The sequence below is a fragment of the Bradyrhizobium sp. 191 genome, assembly GCF_023100985.1.
Classification (GTDB): Bacteria; Pseudomonadota; Alphaproteobacteria; order Rhizobiales; family Xanthobacteraceae; genus Bradyrhizobium; species Bradyrhizobium diversitatis.
Genome location: NZ_CP064692.1, coordinates 5,255,398 through 5,276,397 on the forward strand (window position 1 = coordinate 5,255,398; position 21,000 = coordinate 5,276,397).

The following is a 21,000-nucleotide window of genomic DNA, read 5'->3' on the forward strand; positions in this document are numbered from 1 at the left end:
AGGCGCGCGTTACGCCGCCTCCGCCTTCTTCTCGTCGCGGAGCTGCCGGCGCAGGATCTTGCCGACATTGGTCTTCGGCAGGTCGGTGCGGAATTCGATGTGCTTGGGCACCTTGTAGCCGGTCAGCTGCTCGTGACAGAACGCGATCACGGCCTCGGCGGTGAGGTTCGGGTCTTTCCTCACGACGAAGGCCTTCACTGCCTCGCCGGACTTGGAATCGGGGATGCCGATCACGGCGCATTCGAGCACGCCCGGATGGCTCGCGATGACTTCCTCGATCTCGTTCGGGTAGACGTTGAAGCCGGAGACCAGGATCATGTCCTTCTTGCGGTCGACGATCTTGATATAGCCCTTCTCGTCCATCACGCCGATATCGCCGGTGCGGAAATAGCCGTCCGCGGTCATCACCTTGGCGGTCTCTTCGGGACGGTTCCAGTAGCCCGACATGACCTGCGGGCCCTTGGCGCAGATCTCGCCCGCCTGGCCGAGCGGGACCTCGTTGCCGTCGTCGTCTCGGATCGAGATGTAAGTCGACGGCACGGGAATGCCGATCGAGCCGGTGAACTCGGTCGCCGTCGGCGGATTGCAGGTCAGGACAGGCGACGTCTCCGACAGGCCGTAGCCCTCGGCGATGCTGCAGCCCGTGATGTTCTTCCATTGATCGGCCACGGGGCGCTGCACCGCCATGCCGCCGCCGTTGGAGATCTTCAGCTTGGAGAAGTCGAGCTTCTTGAAGTCGGGATGGTTCATCAAGGCGTTGTAGAGCGTGTTCACCGCCGGGAAGGTGTTGACCTGGTATTTCGCCAGCTCCTTGTTGAAGCCGGGTATGTCGCGCGGGTTCGGGATCAGCAGGTTGCAGCCGCCGGCGCGCACCGCGAGCAGGTAGCAGGCCGTCAGCGCGAAGATGTGATAGAGCGGCAGCGCGCAGACGATCATGAGCTGGTCGACATGCGGCGGCGCGGCGAGCGCCGGCTGCAGCCAGGCGTCGTTCTGCAGGACGTTGGCGACAATGTTGCGATGGAGCAGCGTCGCACCCTTGGAGACACCGGTGGTGCCGCCGGTATATTGCAGGAACGCGACGTCGCCCGGCGAGATTTTCGGCTTGTTGAACGTCATGCCGCGGCCGGCCGAGAGCGCGTCGTTGAAGGCCACCGCCCCCGGCAGCGACCAGGCCGGTACCATCTTCTTGACCCGGCGGACGACGAGATTGACGATGATTCCCTTGAAGCCGAGCAGGTCGCCCATGCTGGCGACGATGACGTGCTTCACCTGCGTCTTCGCGATCACCTGCTCGACCGTGTGGGCAAAGTTCTCCAGCACGATGATGGCTTCGGCGCCGGAATCCTTGAGCTGGTGCTCGAGCTCGCGCGGGGTGTAAAGCGGGTTGACGTTCACGACCGCGTATCCGGCGCGCAGCACGGCGGCGGTCGCGACGGGGTACTGCAGTACGTTCGGCATCATGATCGCAACACGGGCGCCGCGCTGGAGCCCGCGGCCCTGCAAGTAAGCGGCGAGCGCGACCGACATCTGGTCGAGGTCGCGATAGCTGATCGACTTGTCCATGCAGATGAACGCCTTGCGGTCGGCGAACTTGGTGAAGCTCTCCTCCAGAAGGTCGACCAGCGATGCGTATTGTGTCGGCTCGATATCGGCGGGCACGCCGGGCGGATATTGCTTGAGCCAGATGCGCTCCATGGAAAACTCCCCTCATTGACCAGAGCCCGTTGTGTCACGGGCTTGCCGCATTGCCGCCAGTATCCAGCCTGCCGGAACTGGTGGCAAGCCGTCGTGGCTTAGGGCAAAGGTCCGGGCGTAGCTACTGGAATCGTCGCAAATCGCCCTGCCGCGGGTGCGAAACGCGGGCTGCGGTTTAGGCCCGAGGAACGTTAACTGTTGTTCGCCGGCTTGGCGGCAGCGGCGGGCTTGGTCGCGGCCTTGGGCTTGGCGGGCTTGGCCGCCTGATCACCGCCTGCCGCAGGCTTCTCGGCGGGCTTCGCTGCCGCATCATGCTTGGTCGCGGCATGCTTGGACCCGGCCGGCTTGGCTGCGGTCTTGGCGTCGGTCTTGGCGTCCCCCTTGGCGCTGGATTTGGCTTCAGACTTGGCTTCGGACTTGGCATCCGGCTTCACCGCCGCCGTCTTGGTGTCCTTGCCTGCGTCCTTGTGTCCATCCTTTTGCCCATCCTTGGGCTTGTCGGCGGCGTCAGGCTTCTTGGCGACGCGCGACTTCTTGCCACGCGGCTTGGACGCGGCCTGCTGGTCGGCATCGGCCGCGACCGCCGCGATCAGGGCGGTGCCGGTGCGGGTCGGGCCGGTATAGACCAGCACGGGTTCGGCCGCCGCCGGGGCCGAGGCCATCAGCTCGGAAGCCTTCATCATCAGGGGCGGCTGCAGGCCCGCCGTGAAGAAGGTGACCTGGGCTTCTCCACCGGTGGCCGAGGCCGATCCGGTCGCACCGCCATTGGCCGCAATCAACGCATCGTCGTCGTCACTGGCCGGCCGCTTGCGGTGGGGCCCGCACATCTCGTCGCGCAGGTTCGGCGGCGAGGCGTCGACCGGCACGAGATTGTCGACGGTGCCGAGCGAGGGGCGGAGCCAGGTGAGATTGTCCTGAGCGAAGCCGCGCTCGAGCAGCTGCGCCGCCTTCACCGCGCGCGCGGTGCCGGAACTGGCGCCGAGCACCACTGCGATCAGCCGGCGGCCGTTGCGCGTCGCCGAGGCCACCAGGTTGTACCCGGAGGCGCAGATGAAGCCGGTCTTGAAACCGTCGGCGCCGGGATAGCGGCCGATCAGCTTGTTGAAATTGCCGGTGATGCGTTTGCCGAAGCGGATCGCCGGGATGTGCACGAAGTACTCGTATTCCGGCAGGTCGCGCAGGAAGGCGCGCGCCAGGATTCCGAGATCGCGAGCGGACGTGATCTGGCCGTCGGCGGGCAGGCCGTTCGGATTGACGTAGCTCGTCTGCGTCATGCCGAGCTTCTTCGCCGTGTCGTTCATGATCGCGGAGAAGCCGTCGATCGAGCCGCCGACGCCTTCGGCGAGCACAACGGCCATGTCGTTCGCCGACTTGACCATCATCATCTTCAGCGCGTTGTCGACGGTGAGCTGCGTCCCAGGGCGGAAGCCCATCTTCGAGGGCGACTGCGAGGCCGCCGTCGGCGACACTGTGAGCAGCGTGTCGAGCGTCAGCCTGCCGTCCTTTACCGCCTTCAGCGTGACATAGGCGGTCATGATCTTGGTGACGGAGGCCGGATACCAGGGAATGGTCGCGTTGTCCGCCTGCAGCACCTTGCCGCTGTCGGCCTCGATCAGCAGCAGCGCTTCGGCGCTGGCCGCGCGCGGCGCGAGCAATGCGGCGCATGCGAGGCTCGCAGCGAACAGGTTGAACAGTGATTTGCGAAGCAGCGGGCGAAGGGCGTGCACTATCCGATTCCGGTCCTTGGAGATCCGCCTGATACGGTCGGCTCTCGTGATCTGATGGTCGGTTCCTGAAATCCAGCGCCGCCGCTTGCGGCGTCGCAAACCTATACCGGCTCGTGCGTCGAGAATAGGGGGATCGGCGCGGTATTCCGCAATGAAATAGGCCGAATTTCGACGGCGCTGTGGGGACTTGCTATGGGGATTTGGCGGCCGTCGCGGCAGTCTCGGCCGCCGTCACGCTGGCCCGCGCGGTCTCCTGAACCATGAACTGGGCCTTGGCGAGCTCGGCGAAATGGCCGCCTTTGGCCACGAGTTCATCGAAAGTTCCGCTTTCGATCACGCGCCCATTCTCGAACACCAGGATCCGCGTGGCGTTGCGGATGGTCGACAGACGGTGGGCGATCACGAAGGTGGTTCGGCCCTTCATCACTTCGTCGAGAGCGGCATTTACCTTGGCCTCGGTGACGGCGTCGAGCGCGCTGGTGGCTTCGTCCAGGATCAGGATCGGCGGATCCTTCAGCAGCGCACGCGCGATGGACAGGCGTTGGCGCTCGCCGCCCGAGAGCATGCGGCCGCGCTCGCCGGCATTGGTCTCGAAGCCGCCGCTGCGCTCGATGAACGCGAGCGCCTGCGCGCGCTCCGCCGCCTTGCGCATCTCGGCCTCGGTCGCGTCCGGCTTGCCGACGCGCAAATTGTCGGCGATCGAGCGGTTGAACAGCAGCGCTTCCTGGAACACCACGCCGATGTTTCGCCGCAGCGAGGTCAGCGTGACGCCGCGCAGGTCCATGCCGTCGATCTTGATGACGCCGGATTGCGGATCGAAGGCACGATGCAAAAGCGCAATCGCGGTCGACTTGCCGGCGCCGGTCGGGCCGACCAGCGCAATGGTCTGCCCAGGCAGCGCCGTGAAGGTGAGGTCCTCGATCGCCGGCCGCTTGCCGTCATAGGAGAACGTGACGTCGTTGAACTCGACGAGGCCCGACAGCCGGCCGGCATCGATTGCATCGGGCCGGTCGTGCACCGCGGGCACGGCGTCGAGCACATTGAAGAACTCGCGCAGACGCGGGGCTTCCATGAACACGTTGTTGATGAAGCTCACGACTTGCTCGAGCTTCTGGATCAGCATCGTTGCGAAGCTCACGAACATCACGATGTCGCCGACCGAGGTGAGCCCCTGGTCGTGCAGGGCGATGCCGAAAGTGAAGATCGCGAGCACCGTGATGGTTGTGGAGGCGCGTGTGATCACCGTGACCAGCGCCCACCACGACAGCACCGGCATTTGCGCGGCCAGCAGCTCGTCGGCGACGGAGCGCAGCCCTTTCACCTCGGATTCGACGCGCACGAAACTCTGCACCAGCGCGACATTGCCGAGTGCGTCGGAGGCGCGCGCGGAGAGCTCGCTGTAGTGCTCCTCGACCGCCATCTGCATGCCGAAGGTCTTGCGCACCACGAAGGTGGTCAGCGCGGTGAAGACGATGCAGAGCACGAACAGCAGAATCGCCAGCCGCCAGTTCAGGTAGAGCGACAGCGGCAGCAGCGCCACGACCGAGAGGATCGCGGCAAAATGCTCGCGGAAGAAGCCGAGCCAGAGCCGCCACAGCGCGTCCGTGCCGTTGAGCATCACCTTCATCAGCCGGCCGGAATGGGTGCCGGAATGGAAGGTCAACGGCAGTTGCAGGATGTGCTCGAAATAGCTCGTCAGCACCGCCTGACGCTGGCGGTGAGAGAGCCGGTCGGCCTGCAGGGCCACCAGCGCGCTGCACGCGATGGTGAAGAGCCCGAACGCAACCCAGGCAGCCAGGAACGGCCAGGCCGAGTTCGACCCGGCTACCGTCTTGCCCGAGAGCACGTCGACGATACGCCCGAACAGCACAGGCTCGGCGAATTGCGAGGCCGCGAGCAGTAGATTGGCGACCGCAAGCAGCCAGCCCAGCCGCGCTTCCTTGCCGAGCAGCTCGAGAACGCGGGTGTAGAGGCGGAGGATGGACATGCGGCGACGAACTCGGGCGAGTAACGGAGCCCGCATTCTAAGCAGGGATCGTGCGGGAGATATAGCGGAAGCTGTCAGTTTTGCTCAGTTGATCAGCCGCCCGGCAACCGGTGGCAGGAACCGGTCGTCGAAGATATCACCCGCCGTGGGCAGCTTGCGGAATTTGAAGTCCTGCGCGATCTGGCCGATCGAACGATCGAAGCGTGCCAGGTCGACGCCGCCGAGGCCGTTGCGCCTGACTTCGTCCGTCAGGATGTTGTCGGCGAGCACGGTGCGCAGGCGCTCGAGCTCCAGGCTGCGGTCGCCACCGTCGATGCGGCTTGCCGCCTCCTCCGCCGCTCGTCCCGGCTCCCTGACGGTCGCGGTGATGCCGGCCATCAGGGCGCGGACGAAGCCCTTCACGGCGTCCGGCTTTGCTGCGGCAAAGGCGGGATTGACCACCACGGCAAAGCCGTAGGCTTCGCAGCCGTAGTCCGCGTAGCGCAGCACGACGAGATCGGCGTCGGGCACGCCGCGGTCGCGCAGGTTCACCGCCGTGAGATAGCCGAAGCCGGCGACCGCATCGACTTGGCCCGCGGAGAGGATCGGCTCGCGCACCGCCGCGCTGATCTTGTGCAATTTGACGCGCGATGGATCGATTCCGTTCTGCCGCGCCAGCGCCGGCCACAGCCGGATCGACAGATCGCTGTCGGCAACGCCGACGGCCTTGCGGTCGAGATCTGTCAGCAGCTGGATCCCGCGGCTCTTGCGCGCGACGATCGCGTAGGGCGCGCGGTTGAACAGCACGAACACGGCCTTGATCGGCACCGCGTCGTCCTTGTCACGAAAGCGGATCAGCTCGTTGATGTCGACGAGCGCAAGCTCGCTGTCGCCCCTGGCGACGCGTGCGAGCGCCTCCGGCGATCCGATTGCGCTGTTGAAGGCCACGTTGAGACGCTCGGCGCCGAACCTGCCGTCCTTCGCCGCGAGGAAAAGCGGCGCCATGCTTGCGTCCGGCGGGCGGTCGAAGGTGAAGTGGATCGCAACGGGCGCGTTGGTCTCGGTCGCGCTGACATCGCGTGCAAACAGCGTCGCAAGCAAGATCGAGAGAGCCAGAAGGCAGTGAAGTGCGGTCGTCTTGAATCCTGACATCGGTTGCGCCGGTCCCGCATTGTAATGGTTTCGTGACGCTTGCAGCGCGCGGCCCGCGACCGTGCGCGCGCCAACATGAACGCAGGATGAGCGGCGTTGCGGCATCGTTACGCAACCCCGTTCAGCTTGCATTGGGCTTGGGGAACCTAACTTAGGTTATGCGGGTTTTGAGAGGCATGAGCCTGTCCGCAGGCGTCCATTCCAGGTCCCAAAGGAGGGCCAAGACATGTTCGAGCGAGTCTCCAAATTTGCGGGCCGAAAGGCCGTTCTTGCCACTACCGCGGTGCTGGCGCTGACCACGATGGCCCCGACCGCTTCATATGCGGGCGGCCGCCACTGGCATGGCGGTGGAGGCGGCGCGGCCGCAGCTGCGGCCTTCGCCGCCATCGGCACGGGTCTCGCCATCGCCGCCAGCCGCAACGCCTACGCCTATGACTACGGTCCGGGCTACGGCTATTACGGCGGTCCGGTCTACTACAGCGCTCCGGCCTACGGACCCTATTACGGTCCGGGCCCGAACTACCAGTATCAGCGCTATGGCGGCACGGCTCCGTCCGAGTTCTGCGGCCAGGGCTACTATCAGAACTGCTACTAGTTCGGCATCCATGGGTTGACCATGACGGGCCGTCGCGCTTGCGCCGGCCCGTTTTCTGCTTTTATTGTCGCGCGTTAACGCGCTCGCCATTGGTTTAGAGTAGTTTGAGTACCATGAGTGATTCGCTTGAGCGGCTATATCTGGCTGTGCTCGCGGCCAGAGATCTTGATCCGGCAACATCGCGCACGGCCCGGCTGTTTCAGCGCGGCCCTTCCAAAATGGCGAAGAAGCTGGCCGAAGAGGCCATCGAAGTCGTCATCGATGCGGTCAACGGCGATAGCGAGGCCGTGATCCGGGAAAGTGCCGATCTGCTCTACAATCTCACCGTGCTGTGGGCCTCGGCCGGGGTACGCCCCGAGGACGTCTGGCGGGAGATGACGCGGCGTGAAGACATGCTCGGCATTGCCGAGAAGCTGCCGAAATCGCCGATGAAACTGCCCAAAGTCGCGTCACCTCGCGTTGCGGCCAGGCGGCCAATTGTCGCGCTTGAGGGCCGTGCCGCGCGCAAGCGCCACTAGAAACGTCATAATTCGCCTCAATCTCGGCATGGACAAATCCGTCCCATGGTGCTTCATCGCGGCGCCATGCTGAAACGTATTTACGACTGGTGCATCGACGCCGCCCACAAGCCCTACGCGCTCTGGATCATGGGTGTCGTCTCCTTCGCCGAAAGCTCGTTCTTTCCGGTCCCGCCGGATGTGATGCTGATTCCGATGTCACTGGCGCGCCCGCAGCGCGCCTGGCTCTATGCGGCGGTCTGCACCGCGACCTCGGTGCTTGGCGGCATCGTCGGCTACGCCATCGGAGCGCTGCTGTTCGACTCGGTCGGCCAATGGCTGATCCAGGTCTACGGCCTCGGCGACAAGGTCGACGCCTTCCGCGCCTCCTATGCGGAATGGGGCGCGGTGATCATCCTGCTCAAGGGGCTGACGCCGATCCCCTACAAGCTCGTCACCATCACCTCGGGCTTTGCCGGCTACAACATCATCCTGTTCATCCTCTGCTCGATTATCGCGCGTGGCGGACGCTTCTTCGTCGTCGCGATCCTGCTCAACCGCTACGGCGACTGGATCCGGGTCAGGATCGAGCGGCATCTCGGATTGTGGGTCGCGCTCGGTGCCATCGTGCTGGTGCTCGGCTTCGTGGTGGCGGTCAAGTTGATCTAGGTGCTGTGGCGGCTTTGCCGCAGGGCCGGCTTCGGCTACGGTTGCCGCCATGATGGTTCGATCCGGCAATCCGGCGGTGCGGCTCGGGACGCTGATGTCAGCGGCGCTGCTGCTCCTGCTCAGTGGCGGCGGCATCGGCTGGACGCAATCTGCACCGCCATCACTCGGCCTCCAGCAGCAGGGGGGCCAGGCCGCGCCGTCGCCCTCGACGCCGGCCTCTTCCGCAGCGCCGCCGCGCGAGGAAAATCCCGGGCTGATCAATGAAATGGGCAAGCTGTTCGACAAGCTGCCCTCGATCCTGCCGCCGATCAAAAGCCCGAGCGAGACCATGAACGACCTGTCGCGGCTGGCCACGCCCTCGACCATGGTATCAGGGCGCGTGGTCTGCCCCATCTCGTCGAACGGCGCCCCCGACTGCAAGCAGGCCGCCGACCAGCTTTGCCAGGGCAAGGGCTACAAGGAAGGCAAGAGCCTGAACGCCGACTCCGCGGAGAAATGCTCGGCCAAGGTTCTCATTCCGGGCAGGCAACGCAAACCGGATGACTGCCGCACCGATACGTTCGTGACCAGTGCGCTGTGCCAGAACTAAAGGACATCGCGCGAGCAACAAGGAGTGCCCATGAGCAGGACGGAGCAGGACTTCCTCGGGCAGCGTGAAATCGCCGACGACATCTATTACGGCGTCCAGACCATCCGCGGGAAGGAGAACTTCCACATCACCGGCATTCCGATGAGCCAGGAGCCTTACTTCGTGAAGGCGCTCGGTTACGTCAAGAAGGCTGCCGCGATGGCCAATCGCGATCTCGGTGCGATCGACGCCAAGGTCGCGGACGCCATCATCCTCGGCTGCGACCGCGTCATCGCCGGTGACATGATGGATCAGTTCGTCACCGACTTCATCCAGGGCGGCGCCGGCACCTCCACCAACATGAACGCCAACGAGGTGATCGCGAACCTCGCACTGGAAGCGCTCGGCTTTGCCAAGGGCGACTACCAGCACGTCAGTCCCAACGATCACGTCAATTACGGCCAGTCGACCAACGATACCTATCCGACCGCCTTTCGGCTGGCGCTGATCCTGCGGCTCGAGAGCTACATGACGGCGCTGCGACAGCTCCAGGAGGCCTTCTTCACCAAGGGGCGCGAATTCGACCGGGTGCTGAAGATGGGCCGCACGCATCTCCAGGACGCGGTGCCGATGTCGCTCGGGGCCGAATTCCGCGGCTGGGGCACCACCATCGGCGAGGAGGTCGAGCGCATCTCGGAAGCGCGCGCGCTGCTGCGCGAGATCAATCTCGGCGCCACCGCAATCGGCACTTCCGTCACGGCCGCGGTCGGCTATCCCAAGCTTGCCGTGCGGCACTTGAGCGCCCTGACCGGCGTCGACTTCGTGCTTGCCGGCGATCTCGTCGAGGCGACCTCCGACACCGGCGCCTATGTGCAGCTCTCGGGCGTGCTGAAGCGCACGGCGAGCAAGCTGACGAAAATCTGCAACGACATCCGCCTGCTCGCCTCGGGCCCGCGCGCCGGCTTCAACGAGATCAACCTGCCGCAGCTGCAGCCGGGCTCCTCGATCATGCCCGGCAAGGTCAATCCTGTTATCCCCGAGGTCGTCAACCAGACCAGCTTCCTGGTCATCGGGCTCGACACCACGGTGACGCTCGCGGCTTCCGCCGGCCAGCTCCAGCTCAACGTGATGGAGCCGGTGATCTCGTTCGCGCTGTTCTTCTCGATCCGCACCATGGAGCGCGCGGTCAACAGCTTGCGCGAGCACTGCGTGGTCGGAATCACCGCCAACGAGGAGCACACACGCAACATGGTGCTGAACTCTCTCGGTATCGTCACGGTGCTGAAGCCGCTGCTCGGCTACAAGCAATGCGCCGAGATCGCGCGCGAGGGCTACAAGAGCGGCAAGTCGCTGCACCAGATCGTCGTGGTCGAGCGCAAATTGCTCACGCAGGAGAAGTGGGACGAAATGTTCTCGTTCGAGCGGCTGATCAATCCGGATATGATCGGGTAGGGGCAGGTCTCTCCTCTCGTCGTTCCGGGGCGCGCGAAGCGCGAACCCGGAATCCATTTCGCCGCGCGTACTGACGCCCGATGGATTCCGGGCTCGCGCCTTTCGGCGCGCCCCGGAATGACGCTGAGAGAATTCCGCGCCTTGGAATAGTATCGCTGGCGCCTCCGCTCCGGCGCCAAAACGCAATACTTGACAGTGGAAAGATTGCCTTGTTGGTATGGTGCCAAACCTTCCATTGACCGGCCAAAAGAGGATCGTTCCGCAATGTCCATGCCTGCCTTGTTCAAAGGGCGCCTGTCGATCCCGGTGATCGGCTCGCCGCTCTTCATCATCTCGGTGCCCGATCTCGTGATCGCGCAGTGCAAGGCGGGTGTGGTCGGCTCGTTTCCCGCGCTGAATGCGCGGCCGCCGGAGCTGCTCGACGAATGGCTGGCGCGGATCACCGAGGAGCTGGCGGCCTATGACCGCGCTCATCCCGACAAGCCGTCGGCGCCGTTCGCGGTCAACCAGATCGTGCACAAGTCGAACAACCGGCTCGACCACGACATGCAGCTCTGTGCCAAGTACAAGGTGCCGATGATCATCTCCTCGCTCGGCGCGCGCGAGGAGCTGAACCAGGCCGTGCACGGCTGGGGCGGCATCGTCTTCCACGACGTGATCAACCAGAAATTCGCGCACAAGGCGATCGAGAAGGGCGCCGACGGCCTGATCCTGGTCGCGGCCGGCGCCGGCGGCCATGCCGGCACCATCTCGCCGCTGGCTTTCGTTGCCGAAACGCGAAAGTGGTTCAACGGTCCGATCGCGCTGTCGGGAGCGATCGGCAACGGCCAGGCCATCCGCGCTGCACGTATCTTGGGGGCCGACTTCGCCTATATCGGCTCGGCCTTCATCGCGACCAAGGAGGCCAATGCGGTCGAGAAGTACAAGGAAATGATCGCGGGCTCGAGCGCCGACGATATCGTTTATTCCAATCTCTTCACCGGCGTGCACGGCAACTATCTGAAGCCCTCCATCCTCGCCGCCGGCATGGATCCGGAGAATCTGCCGACCTCCGATCCTTCCAAGATGAATTTCGGTACCGACGCCTCCGGCGAGCGCGCCAAGCCGAAGGCCTGGAAGGAGATTTGGGGAAGCGGACAAGGCATCGGCAGCATCGACAAGGTCGTGCCGGCGGCCGAGTTGATCGCGCGTTTCAAGAAGGAGTACGACGAAGCGATCGATCCGCCGTTGTGAATGCTCTCGTGTCCCGGACGCGCTGCAGCGTGCAACGCTGCTGCGCAGAGCCGGGACCCATCGCCGCAACGCATGGACCCCGGATCAGCAGCGCACCGCTACGCGCTGCGTGGCGTCCGGGGAACGTCGATTGAGACTGGTTGAAAACGATGACCGCCATCTATCGCGTCGACGGCAATGACGTCGTCACCAGCCCCGATGCAGCCGGTCCCTGGGACCGACGCATGCAGCACGGCTCGGCACCAGCGTCGCTGGTGACATGGGCGGCCGAGCGTATCCCTACAGCGGCGCCGATGGACATCGCGCGCGTCACCATCGATCTGATGCGGCCGGTGCCGGTCGCGCCGCTGACGATCGCGACGGAGGTTCTGCGCGAGGGCCGCAAGATCCAGCTGTGCGGGGTCGAGCTGCTCGCCGACGGCGTACAGGTCGTCGGCGCCACCGTGCTGAAGGTCAGGCGCCAGGCGCTGACCTTGCCTGAAGACGTCGAGGAGCTGCCGGTCACGCTGCCGTCGCCGGAGGATTCGCTGGTCGAGGACGGTCACGCGGCCACCAGCCCGTTCGTGCGATCGGTCTCGATGCGCGCCGCGCGCGGGCGCTTTGGCCAAGCCGGCGCTGGCGCGATCTGGTTTCGCGTCGACCATCCGCTGATCGAAGGCGAGGCCGTCTCGCAGGCGATGCGCGCCGTGGTCGCCGCCGACTTCTCCAACGGCACCGCCTCGACGCTCGACTTCCGCGCCTGGACCTACATCAACGCCGATCTCACCGTGAGCTTTTCGCGCCAACCCATCGGTGAGTGGATCTTGCTCGACGGCGAATCCTGGATCGGTCCCGACGGCGCCGGCCTTGCGATGTCGCGGCTGGCGGACAAGCAGGGCTATTTCGGCCGCGCGGTGCAGAGCCTGGTGATCGAGAAGCGGTGAGAGGCGCGAAGTCCGTGCGTCATTTTCGCTGTCATGCTCCGCGAAAGCGGGGGCATCCAGTACGCCGCGGCCTTTCGATTCAATCGTAACCGTCTCGGCGTACTGGATCGCCCGGTCTTCGCCGGGCGATGACACACCGATCGTGTGCGAGCTATCTCGCGCATCGCGGGATTGAACGGCAGGCTTCCGCCGCCGCGGAAGGGATGCAAGGTCGTGTTCGCCAGGGCATCCTGCCAGTTCACACACCGTAGAAGATCTTGATCCCCCACAGCACCACGATGATGGCCGTGATCAACGTGATCGCGGCGACTGCACTTTCCAGGGAAGCGACTCTCATTTCACTCTCCGCTTCCCAGCCCCGTCAGCGGTCTAGTTGATTCCCTGATTCGCCGGCAATTGCGCGGGCATCGCCGTCGTAGACTCCGTTGCAGGCTGTGGTGCCGAAGCAACAACGACACCGTAGAATTCCGGAGTATTTATCCCACCATCCGGTCCCGCCCGCTCCAGAAGCCCGCCCGCAGCACCTTCTTGTCGACCTTGCCGACGCCGGTCATCGGCAATTGCTTGGCGAACTGGATCTGCTTCGGTGCATGCGCCGAGCCCTTCCGCGTCTTCACCAGGTTGATCAGCTCGTCCGGATCGGGCTTCGCTCCTTCGCGCGGGACGACGATGGCGGTGACGGCCTCGCCCCACTTCTCGTCGGGAATGCCGACGACCGCGACCATCGCCACGTCCGCGTGCTGCGACAGCACATCTTCGACCTCGCGCGGGAAGATGTTGAAGCCGCCGGACACGATCATGTCCTTCTTGCGGTCGAGGATGAACATGTAGCCGCGCTCGTCCCTGCGCGCGATGTCGCCGGTGTGGACCCAGCCGTTCTTCAGCGTCTTGGCGGTGATGTCCGGCCGCTTCCAGTATTCCGCCATCACATGCGGGGCACGCACGCAGATCTCGCCGGGCTCGCCCGTCTTAACTTCCTGGTCGTCGTCATCGAGAATCTTGACCTCGCAGGCCGCGATCGGAAAGCCGCAGGACAGGAACAGGTCCGGGTTCTTGGGATCGTGATCCGCCTTGCGCAGCACCGAGACGGGATAGCATTCGGTCTGGCCGTAAAGCTGCGAGAACACCGGCCCGATGCGTTCGATGCCCTCGAGCAGCCGGCTCGGCGACATCGCGGAGGCGCCGTAAAGCACGAGCTCGAGCGAGGACAAATCGGTCTTGTCCAGGGCGGGATGATCGAGCAGCACATAGATCATGGTCGGAACGAACAGCGTGAAGTTGATACGCTCGCGCGCGATCGTCGACAGCACCGCCTCGGGATCGAAGCCTTTCAGCATGTGCACGGTGCCGCCGCGCATCAGGGTCGGCAGCACCTTCGTGCCCGCAACATGGCTGATCGGCGCGACCGTGAGATAGCGCGCAGCCTCCGGAATCTCGAAGTCGGCGAGGATCGCGCCGGCAGCCCCGCTGTTCTCGCGATGATAGCGCAGCGCGCCCTTGGATTTGCCGGTGGTGCCGCCGGTGTAGTTCAGCGTGGCGAGATCGTCGGGGCCGGCAAGGCACAGCGGGCTCGTATGTCCCGCATTTTCGATCGCAGCCAGCAGATCGACGCCGTAGCCGGCGGGGCCTGCAGTGAAGACTGCCTTCAGCCGGGTCGCCTTCGCAGCAAGCTCGCCGCCGCGGTCGTGGAAGGCGGCGGCATCGACCACCAGCATCTCCGCCTCGGAGTCTTCGAGCTGGAACAGCTGGTCCTCCAGCGATCCCAGCGGATGCAGCCAGGTGATGCAGAGGCGAGCCAATTGCGCGGCGACGCCGGCGCACCAGGTATCGGCGCGGTTCGCGGTGAGGAAGGCGACGCGCGCGCCGGGCTGCAATCCAAGCCGCATGAACACGCCCTGGATGCGTCCGATTAGGTCGATGGTGCCACCATAGCTCAGCGAACCCTCGGGCCAGGCGAAAGCGGTGCGATCGGGATAGCGCGACAGCGCCCGTAGCGTCTGCGCACAAGCAGGGGGCGATGCGTGGAGCGGATCAGACATATGTTTCCTCGTTGCTTTGTCACCGGCTTCTGGCGTGCCAATGTTGCCGATGACGCTAGCACAGCGGATGCGGGAGGAAACGATAAAGCCCCGCGCAGGGAGGCATGCATGCCATCGGATCGACTGCAACGCTTCCACGATCGTCTCGCGCTGCCGCTGATCGCGGCGCCGATGTTTCTGGTGTCGGGCGTCGAGCTCATGGTCGCGTCCTGCCGCAACGGGGTGATCGGCAGCTTCCCCACCGCGAATTGCCGTGGCGCGGAACAACTCGACCATTGGCTCACCGAGATTGGAACGCGGCTGCGACGGCACGAAGATCAGACCGGCCGCAAGGTCGCGCCGCTCTGTCCGAACCTGATCGTGCACCGTTCCAATGCGCGGCTCGCAGAGGATCTCGCCGTGCTGCTGCGGCATGGGCCGGAGATCGTCATCACCTCGGTCGGATCGCCTGCCCAGGTGTTGAGGCCGCTCCATGATGCCGGGGCGTTGGTGCTGGCGGATGTCGCCTCGATCCGCCATGCGGAGCGTGCGGCGGAAGCCGGAGCGGACGGGCTGGTGCTGCTCACGGCGGGCGCGGGCGGGCAGACCGGCTGGCTCAACCCGTTCGCCTTCGTCCGTGCGGTGCGCGCATTCTACGACGGCATCATCGTGCTGGCGGGCGGCATCAGTGACGGCTATGCGCTGAATGCGGCGGAAGTGCTCGGCTGCGATCTCGCCTATATGGGCACGAAGTTCATTGCGACGCAGGAGAGCATGGCGGACGATCGCTACAAGCGGATGCTGGTCGAGAGCGGCGCCGACGACGTCCTGCTCACCACCGCGTTCACGGGCTTGCAGACCAGCATGCTGCGGCCGTCGATCGTCGCCGCCGGACTTGATCCGGACGACCTGCCGGCGCGCGGCGCGATCGACATCGTCAAGGACATCGACATCGCCGCGCGCGAGAACCGGCCGAAGCGCTGGCGCGATATCTGGAGCGCCGGGCACTCCGCATCTGGGGTGACGGAGGTGCTCGCGGTCGACGATCTCGTCGCGCGAACGCGTGCGGAATATCGAGAGGCGGGCCCCGATCACAGTTAATCGAGCGCGGCCCTGCGCGCCCGCACTTAACGGCAGATTAACCATCGCCCGCCAAGAATCCCCTTCACGGCCGCCAACCAGGACCGAGAGGGGACAGGCGATGGACTTCGATTTTCTCAACAGCAAGACAGCTGCGACGATGGACGAAATCCGCGTCCGCGTCGCCCATGCCCTGGCCCGCCACCCGCTGTGCCGCAACGTCCGCTTCGACATCGTCAGCGTTCCCCGGACCCGCCGTGGCGGCAACTGGACGGTGACGCTGCAATCGGTCGAGCCGCGCGCGGTCTGGGAAGCCTCGGAGATCGTGGCCGACATCCAGGACGCCTATGACCTCGCGGCAGCTGCCAGATTTCGTTGAGTTTTTCGCGTGTCGCCGCAGTCCGCGCGATTGCCGCTGCAATGGCACGGTTAAGCCTTATTTATCGCCCAGTTTCGGGGCAGTGATCACGTGGACTTGAAGTCGGACGCGGAGAGACGTTTGTCCAAAGCCATCACCATTGTCGCGCTGACCTGTTTCCTCGTCCTCGGCGCCGCGACCACCGCCATTCTCGGCCGCGACAGCGTGCCCAGCGTCAGCGCCGAGATGATTGACCAGACGCCCCCGGCCAAGCCGCTCGCAACCAACCGCGCCGCCAAGGCTGACCGTCTGGTTCCGACGCTCGCGCTGGCCTCGGCCGCGATCGAGCCGGTCCAGGTGGCCGCCGACAAGCTCTCCCAGGCGCCCGTCCTGACCGAGCCGCTGCGTCAGGCCTTCGCCGCCGCCACGCCCTCCGATTTCCCGATGCCGAAGGCAAGCGCACACGAGGCGCCCGCCGCGACGGAGGTTCCTGCCGTCGAGGTTCCGGCCAAGCCGAAGGTCGTCGCCAAGCCGCAACCGCAGAAGGCCTATTCGCTGCTGTCCGACGGGCAGATCGCAGGCATCAGGGACCGCCTGAAATTGTCGTCGTCACAGGAATATTACTGGCCCTCGGTCGAGACCGCGCTGCGCAACGTCGCCCGCAAGATCCAGGCGAACAAGCTGTCGAATCCGAACGCGCCGCCCAGCGCGCAGATCGATCCGAATTGCGACGAGGTGCAGCAGTTGAAGTCGGCCGCGATGCCGCTGTTGTTCCAGCTCCGTGACGACCAGAAGGAGGAAGTGCGCAAGCTCGCTCGCCTCATCGGGCTCGAGAAGGTCGCGCAGCAGATCTGATCCGCGCGGTTCCTGCCTCAGGAGCCGCGGCCATCAGGAACATCCGGCAATCCCCACGCGTTGCCCGCTCCAAAAGAGGGAGTGGATGAATGCGCGCCTCGACAGCCTATTTTGTCGGTGCCGGAACCATCATCGCGGCCATCGCCATTGGTCTCGGTGGCGGTATCGTTGCCGGCAACATCATGCATCCGGTCGCATCCAGGCAGGGCCCGGACACCAGCAAGATGGCACAGCGCACCGAGGGTGCCACGCCGGCGACCACGAACGCGCCGTCCGAGCGCGTGAACTATCTCACCGGCTCGCAAGCCTTCGGAGCGATGATCGCTGCGCCAGCGCGGGCCGAAGCAAAGTCTGACATGCCAACCACGCAGGCGAATGCTGAACCGCCGGCACCGCAGCCTTCGCAAGCCGCTGCAGTCGAGCCGTCCAAGCCGGTGCCGGCAGCGTCCGCGCAGGCAGCAAGACCTGCCGAGCAGCAGGCCTCGACCGAGCCGTCAGCCTCCTCAAACAATGCCTATGCCAAGGCGAGGGATTCGGACGTGAAGCGTGCGGCGACCGAACGGCGCCGGGCGGAGCGCCGCGAGCGCTGGGCCGAGCGCCGGCACTATGAATTGCGCGAACCGCGCGGCATGCGCGACCGCACCGATTGGGATGACGTCGCGCGCAATGTCCGCGAAGATTCCGATGCGCGCGACTATGCAGGCCGGCCACGCAGCGGCTTTCCGCAGATCAGGCTGTTCGGGCCTGATGACGAATAGCGCTTAGCCCAGGATAGCGCTTAGCCCAGGATAGCAAGCTGCAATGGGAAAAGGTGCGCGGTCATTGTTGCCCCGCCATTACCTCATGCCCGCGCGCATCAAGCCTTCGAGATAATGCGCACGGTCCTCTTCCCGCAGCATCGGCAGCTCGCGGGTGATCCAGGCAAGCGAGACCTCGGGCTGGGCGCGGAGGAGGCCTTCCAGGGCGGACGCCGCGAGCGCCGGATCGCCCAGCATGCCGGCGGCGGCCGTCAGCACGCGGTGCGCGCCGACGAAATCTCCGCGTTGGCGCATCGATTCCCGTGCCATCTGGACGGCTCCCTCGTAGTCGCGGCCGACGAACCGGGCATAGGCCGCAACCCCGCAATAGATCGCCGCGAGCGGGTCGCGCGGACTCAGCCGCAGCGCGCGACGGGCGGCCGCATCGCCGTCCTGCCATCGTCCAGCATAGCACAACGTCACGCCGTGAAAGGCATGCGCCATCGCGAAATTCGGATTGAGCCTCAGGGCCAATTCGAATTCCGCCAGCGCGTCGTCGAAGCGGCGGCGGAACAGATAGGTGTAGGCGAGGCCGTGATGGGCCCAGGCATCCTCGCGATCGGCCTCCACCGCCGCGAGCGCCGCACGTTCGGCAAGCGGCAAGGTCGCGGCCATGTCGGCCCAGCCCATATGCGCGCCGAACATATGGCTGGTTGCAAGAAGGCCCAACGCCTTGCCATAGGCGGGATCAATCTTGACGGCCCGTTCCAGCAGCCCTTGCGCGGCGGCATTGTCTTCGCGGGTAATGCGCCAATAATGCGATAGGGCGCGCATCACGAGGTCCCATGCATCCAGGCTGCCCGGCGGCTTCTGCTGGGCTCGGAAGCTTTCGGCGGCATAGAGCTGCGGCTCGATCGCGGCGACGATCGCCTCGGTGATCTCGTCCTGCACGGCAAAGATGTCGGCGAGCTCTCGGTCGTAGCGTTCGGCCCAGAGATGGCTGCCGGTCGAGACGTCGTTGAGCTGGGCCGAGATGCGCACCCGCTCGCCGCTCCGCCGCACGCTGCCTTCGACCACGTAGCGCACCCCGAGTTCCCGCGCGACCTCGTGGATGTGCACGGCGCGGCCCTTGTAGACGAAGGAGGAATTGCGCGCGACGACGAAGAACCATCGCAGCTTCGACAGCGCGGTGATGATGTCCTCGCTGATGCCGTCGGAGAAATAATCCTGCCCGGCCTCGCCGCTCATATTCGTGAAGGGCAGCACGGCGATCGCGGGCCGCTCGGGCAGCGCGAAGGCTGTCTGATTCTGGGCGACACGTACCGGCTCCGGTGCGACCGCGCCGAGCTGTGTCTGGACATCACCGACGAAGCGAAAACCCTTGCGGGTGATGGTGCGGATCAGCGTCTGGCTTGCGCCATTGTCGCCGATCGCCTTGCGCGCCGCGTTGATCCGGCTGGTCAGGGTGGATTCGGAGACGCTGCGCCCGTGCCAGATCTTGTCGATCAACTCGTCCTTGCTGACCACCCGGTCGCGGTTCTGCATGAGGTGGACCACGAGGTCGAAAACCTGCGGCTCCACGGCAATGGGAACCTGCTCGCGGCTCAGCTCGCGCCGGTCGGTATCCAGAAGATGGTCCCGGAACAGAAACTGCACGTCGAAAACTCAGGCCTCATTGTGAAATCGGGCAAGCAAAATGACTAAATGAAATTCAGGTCGAAAACCGTGTGTCTCTCGAAGGGGGCGCTTGGTTCATCGCGATTGCGTGAGGGCAGCTATGCCCATTCCGGAGGGGAATACAACCGCAGCTGGAATGTTGCGGTCGGCGGATCGCCGCGGCCGGGACCATGCTCGCCGATCCAGCACCGTCATCCTTCGAGGCTCTCGTGCGCTGCTCCGCATCGCACGCTCGCCCCGTGAGATGACGGAGTAACAGGATGACGTGCCGTCATAATGTCGTGGCGCGGCAAATGTGGCGAACGGTGAATGTCCATTGCCGAAATGCGCGGCCTGCGTAAGCTGCCGCCACACAAAACACCAACCACAAAGAAGCGCCCATGCCAGCTTTCCCCGCCTCCACCACCGTGCTCGACTCCATGCTGTTTCGCGACGCCTTCGGCACGCCTGAGATGCGCGAGGTGTTCTCGGACGTCGCGACGGTCGCACGCTATGCCGAGGTCGAGGTGGCGCTGGCGAAGGCGGAGGCGAAGTGCGGTGTGATCCCACAGGAGGCGGCCGCAGCGATCGCGGCGCGGACCGACATCGGCGCGCTCGATTTCGATCTGCTCAGGCAGGAGACCGATGTCGTCGGCTACCCGATCCTGCCTTTGGTGCATCAGATGGTGAAGCAATGCGGCGAGGCGGGCCGCTACGTGCATTGGGGCGCCACCACGCAGGACATCATGGACACCGCCGTGGTGTTGCAACTGCGCGCCGCGCTCGAGATCGTCGAACGCGACATCGCCGAGCTGCGCAAGATCCTCGCCGATCTGTCGAAGCGCCATCGCGATACCGCGATGGCGGGCCGCACCCATCTGCAACAGGCGCTGCCGGTGACCTTCGGCTACAAGACCGCAATCTGGCTTGCGATGTTCGATCGCCACGCCGAGCGGTTGGCGCAGCTGAAGCCGCGCGTCCTGGTCGGTCAGTTCGCCGGCGCTGCCGGCACGCTGGCCTCACTCGGCGACAAAGGCTTCGAGGTGCAGGCGGCGCTCTGCGCCGAGCTGAAGCTCGGCGTTCCCGCCTCGACCTGGCACGTCGCGCGCGACGGCTTTGCGGAGGCGGTGAACTTCCTCGCACTCGTCACCGGTTCGCTCGGCAAGATCGCGCTCGACATCATGATCATGGCCTCGACCGAGTTTGCCGAGGTCTACGAGCCCTTCGTCAAGGGGCGCGGCGCCTCCTCGACCATGCCGCAGAAGCGCAACCCGATCTCCTCCGAACTGATGCTTGCGGCGTCCAAGGCGGTGCGCCAGCACGCCGGCCTGATGCTCGATGCCATGGTGCAGGATTTCGAGCGCGCCACGGGGCCCTGGCACGCCGAATGGATGGCGATCCCCGAAAGCTTCGTGCTGACCGCCGGCGCCCTGCACCAGGCGAAGTTCGCGCTCGCAGGCCTTATCGTGGACGAAGCGAAGATGAACGACAATCTCGCCATCAGCCGCGGCCTGATTGTGGCCGAAGCGGTCATGATGGGGCTGGCGCCGCAGATCGGGCGGCAGGAGGCGCATGACGTGGTCTATGATGCATGCCGTCAGGCCAACGAGAAGGGAATCAGCCTTGCCGATGCGCTGTCCGCAGATTCACGGATATCGAGCCGCATCGACCGTGCCACGATCGAGGCGCTCACCTCACCGAAAAATTACCTCGGACTCGCGCCCGCCATGGTCGACCGGGTGCTGAAATCGGCAACACGTTGAAAACCAAAATGCGTGAAACTGCGTATCTTTCGTGCGTTGCAAGACGCTCGCACACT

General features: G+C 65.1%; 18 protein-coding genes. 12 read left to right on the forward strand and 6 right to left on the reverse strand.

From position 1 onward, the window contains the following. Nucleotides 1-9: 9 nt before the first annotated feature. From IVB23_RS24455 to IVB23_RS24470, 4 genes are all read right to left on the reverse strand, one after another. On the reverse strand, nucleotides 10-1,695 hold the full coding sequence (locus IVB23_RS24455) for a long-chain fatty acid--CoA ligase (RefSeq protein ID WP_247800357.1): 1,686 nt from the start codon (nucleotides 1,693-1,695) through the stop codon (nucleotides 10-12). Nucleotides 1,696-1,886: 191 nt separating this feature from the next. Further along, nucleotides 1,887-3,422, reverse strand: coding sequence for a D-alanyl-D-alanine carboxypeptidase family protein (locus IVB23_RS24460; protein WP_247800358.1), 1,536 nt, complete (start codon nucleotides 3,420-3,422; stop codon nucleotides 1,887-1,889). A gap of 190 nt (nucleotides 3,423-3,612) precedes the next feature. Then, on the reverse strand, nucleotides 3,613-5,409 hold the full coding sequence (locus IVB23_RS24465; protein ID WP_247800359.1) for a glucan ABC transporter ATP-binding protein/ permease: 1,797 nt from the start codon (nucleotides 5,407-5,409) through the stop codon (nucleotides 3,613-3,615). Nucleotides 5,410-5,493: 84 nt separating this feature from the next. Next, on the reverse strand, nucleotides 5,494-6,540 hold the full coding sequence (locus IVB23_RS24470) for an ABC transporter substrate-binding protein (protein ID WP_247800360.1): 1,047 nt from the start codon (nucleotides 6,538-6,540) through the stop codon (nucleotides 5,494-5,496). 226 nt (nucleotides 6,541-6,766) lie between these two features. Between IVB23_RS24470 and IVB23_RS24475 the strand changes: the two genes are divergently transcribed. From IVB23_RS24475 to IVB23_RS24505, 7 genes are all read left to right on the forward strand, one after another. Beyond that, a complete protein-coding gene (locus IVB23_RS24475) occupies nucleotides 6,767-7,135 on the forward strand; it encodes a hypothetical protein (protein ID WP_197966593.1) in 369 nt (122 codons plus the stop codon). A 113-nt stretch (nucleotides 7,136-7,248) separates the two neighbouring features. After that, the gene (hisE, locus tag IVB23_RS24480; protein ID WP_035671782.1) at nucleotides 7,249-7,653 is read left to right on the forward strand and encodes a phosphoribosyl-ATP diphosphatase; all 405 of its coding nucleotides are present in this window, start codon (nucleotides 7,249-7,251) and stop codon (nucleotides 7,651-7,653) included. Between the two features lie 66 nt (nucleotides 7,654-7,719). Beyond that, nucleotides 7,720-8,301 (forward strand): YqaA family protein, encoded by a 582-nt coding sequence (locus IVB23_RS24485; RefSeq protein WP_028179086.1) that lies wholly within the window; start codon nucleotides 7,720-7,722, stop codon nucleotides 8,299-8,301. Nucleotides 8,302-8,350: 49 nt separating this feature from the next. Beyond that, complete coding sequence (locus IVB23_RS24490; protein ID WP_197966595.1) at nucleotides 8,351-8,890, forward strand: hypothetical protein; 540 nt, start codon at nucleotides 8,351-8,353, stop codon at nucleotides 8,888-8,890. Between the two features lie 30 nt (nucleotides 8,891-8,920). Further along, the gene (locus IVB23_RS24495; RefSeq protein WP_247800361.1) at nucleotides 8,921-10,321 is read left to right on the forward strand and encodes an aspartate ammonia-lyase; all 1,401 of its coding nucleotides are present in this window, start codon (nucleotides 8,921-8,923) and stop codon (nucleotides 10,319-10,321) included. 264 nt (nucleotides 10,322-10,585) lie between these two features. Then, entirely contained in the window at nucleotides 10,586-11,554 is a 969-nt protein-coding gene (locus IVB23_RS24500) for a nitronate monooxygenase family protein (protein ID WP_247800362.1), read from the forward strand. Between the two features lie 149 nt (nucleotides 11,555-11,703). After that, nucleotides 11,704-12,477, forward strand: a complete 774-nt coding sequence (locus tag IVB23_RS24505) for a thioesterase family protein (protein WP_247800363.1) — start codon at nucleotides 11,704-11,706, stop codon at nucleotides 12,475-12,477. Nucleotides 12,478-12,953: 476 nt separating this feature from the next. Here IVB23_RS24505 and IVB23_RS24510 read toward each other — a convergent pair whose 3' ends face one another. Next, the gene (locus IVB23_RS24510) at nucleotides 12,954-14,516 is read right to left on the reverse strand and encodes an AMP-binding protein (RefSeq protein ID WP_247800364.1); all 1,563 of its coding nucleotides are present in this window, start codon (nucleotides 14,514-14,516) and stop codon (nucleotides 12,954-12,956) included. A 108-nt stretch (nucleotides 14,517-14,624) separates the two neighbouring features. Here IVB23_RS24510 and IVB23_RS24515 point away from each other — a divergent pair, with 108 nt between their 5' ends. From IVB23_RS24515 to IVB23_RS24530, 4 genes are all read left to right on the forward strand, one after another. Continuing rightward, nucleotides 14,625-15,596, forward strand: a complete 972-nt coding sequence (locus IVB23_RS24515) for a nitronate monooxygenase (protein WP_247800365.1) — start codon at nucleotides 14,625-14,627, stop codon at nucleotides 15,594-15,596. Nucleotides 15,597-15,696: 100 nt separating this feature from the next. Further along, nucleotides 15,697-15,954 carry a hypothetical protein gene (locus IVB23_RS24520; protein ID WP_247800366.1) on the forward strand — a complete coding sequence of 86 codons (258 nt, stop codon included), beginning with the start codon at nucleotides 15,697-15,699 and terminating at the stop codon, nucleotides 15,952-15,954. Nucleotides 15,955-16,074: 120 nt separating this feature from the next. Then, nucleotides 16,075-16,788 carry a hypothetical protein gene (locus IVB23_RS24525; RefSeq protein ID WP_247800367.1) on the forward strand — a complete coding sequence of 238 codons (714 nt, stop codon included), beginning with the start codon at nucleotides 16,075-16,077 and terminating at the stop codon, nucleotides 16,786-16,788. Nucleotides 16,789-16,877: 89 nt separating this feature from the next. Next, the gene (locus tag IVB23_RS24530; RefSeq protein WP_247800368.1) at nucleotides 16,878-17,546 is read left to right on the forward strand and encodes a hypothetical protein; all 669 of its coding nucleotides are present in this window, start codon (nucleotides 16,878-16,880) and stop codon (nucleotides 17,544-17,546) included. Between the two features lie 78 nt (nucleotides 17,547-17,624). Here the strand turns inward: IVB23_RS24530 and IVB23_RS24535 are convergent, their stop codons facing one another. Beyond that, nucleotides 17,625-19,181, reverse strand: a complete 1,557-nt coding sequence (locus tag IVB23_RS24535) for a winged helix-turn-helix domain-containing protein (protein WP_061881110.1) — start codon at nucleotides 19,179-19,181, stop codon at nucleotides 17,625-17,627. A 401-nt stretch (nucleotides 19,182-19,582) separates the two neighbouring features. Here IVB23_RS24535 and pcaB point away from each other — a divergent pair, with 401 nt between their 5' ends. Further along, the gene (pcaB, locus tag IVB23_RS24540) at nucleotides 19,583-20,944 is read left to right on the forward strand and encodes a 3-carboxy-cis,cis-muconate cycloisomerase (protein WP_247800369.1); all 1,362 of its coding nucleotides are present in this window, start codon (nucleotides 19,583-19,585) and stop codon (nucleotides 20,942-20,944) included. The last annotated feature ends 56 nt before the right edge of the window (nucleotides 20,945-21,000 follow it).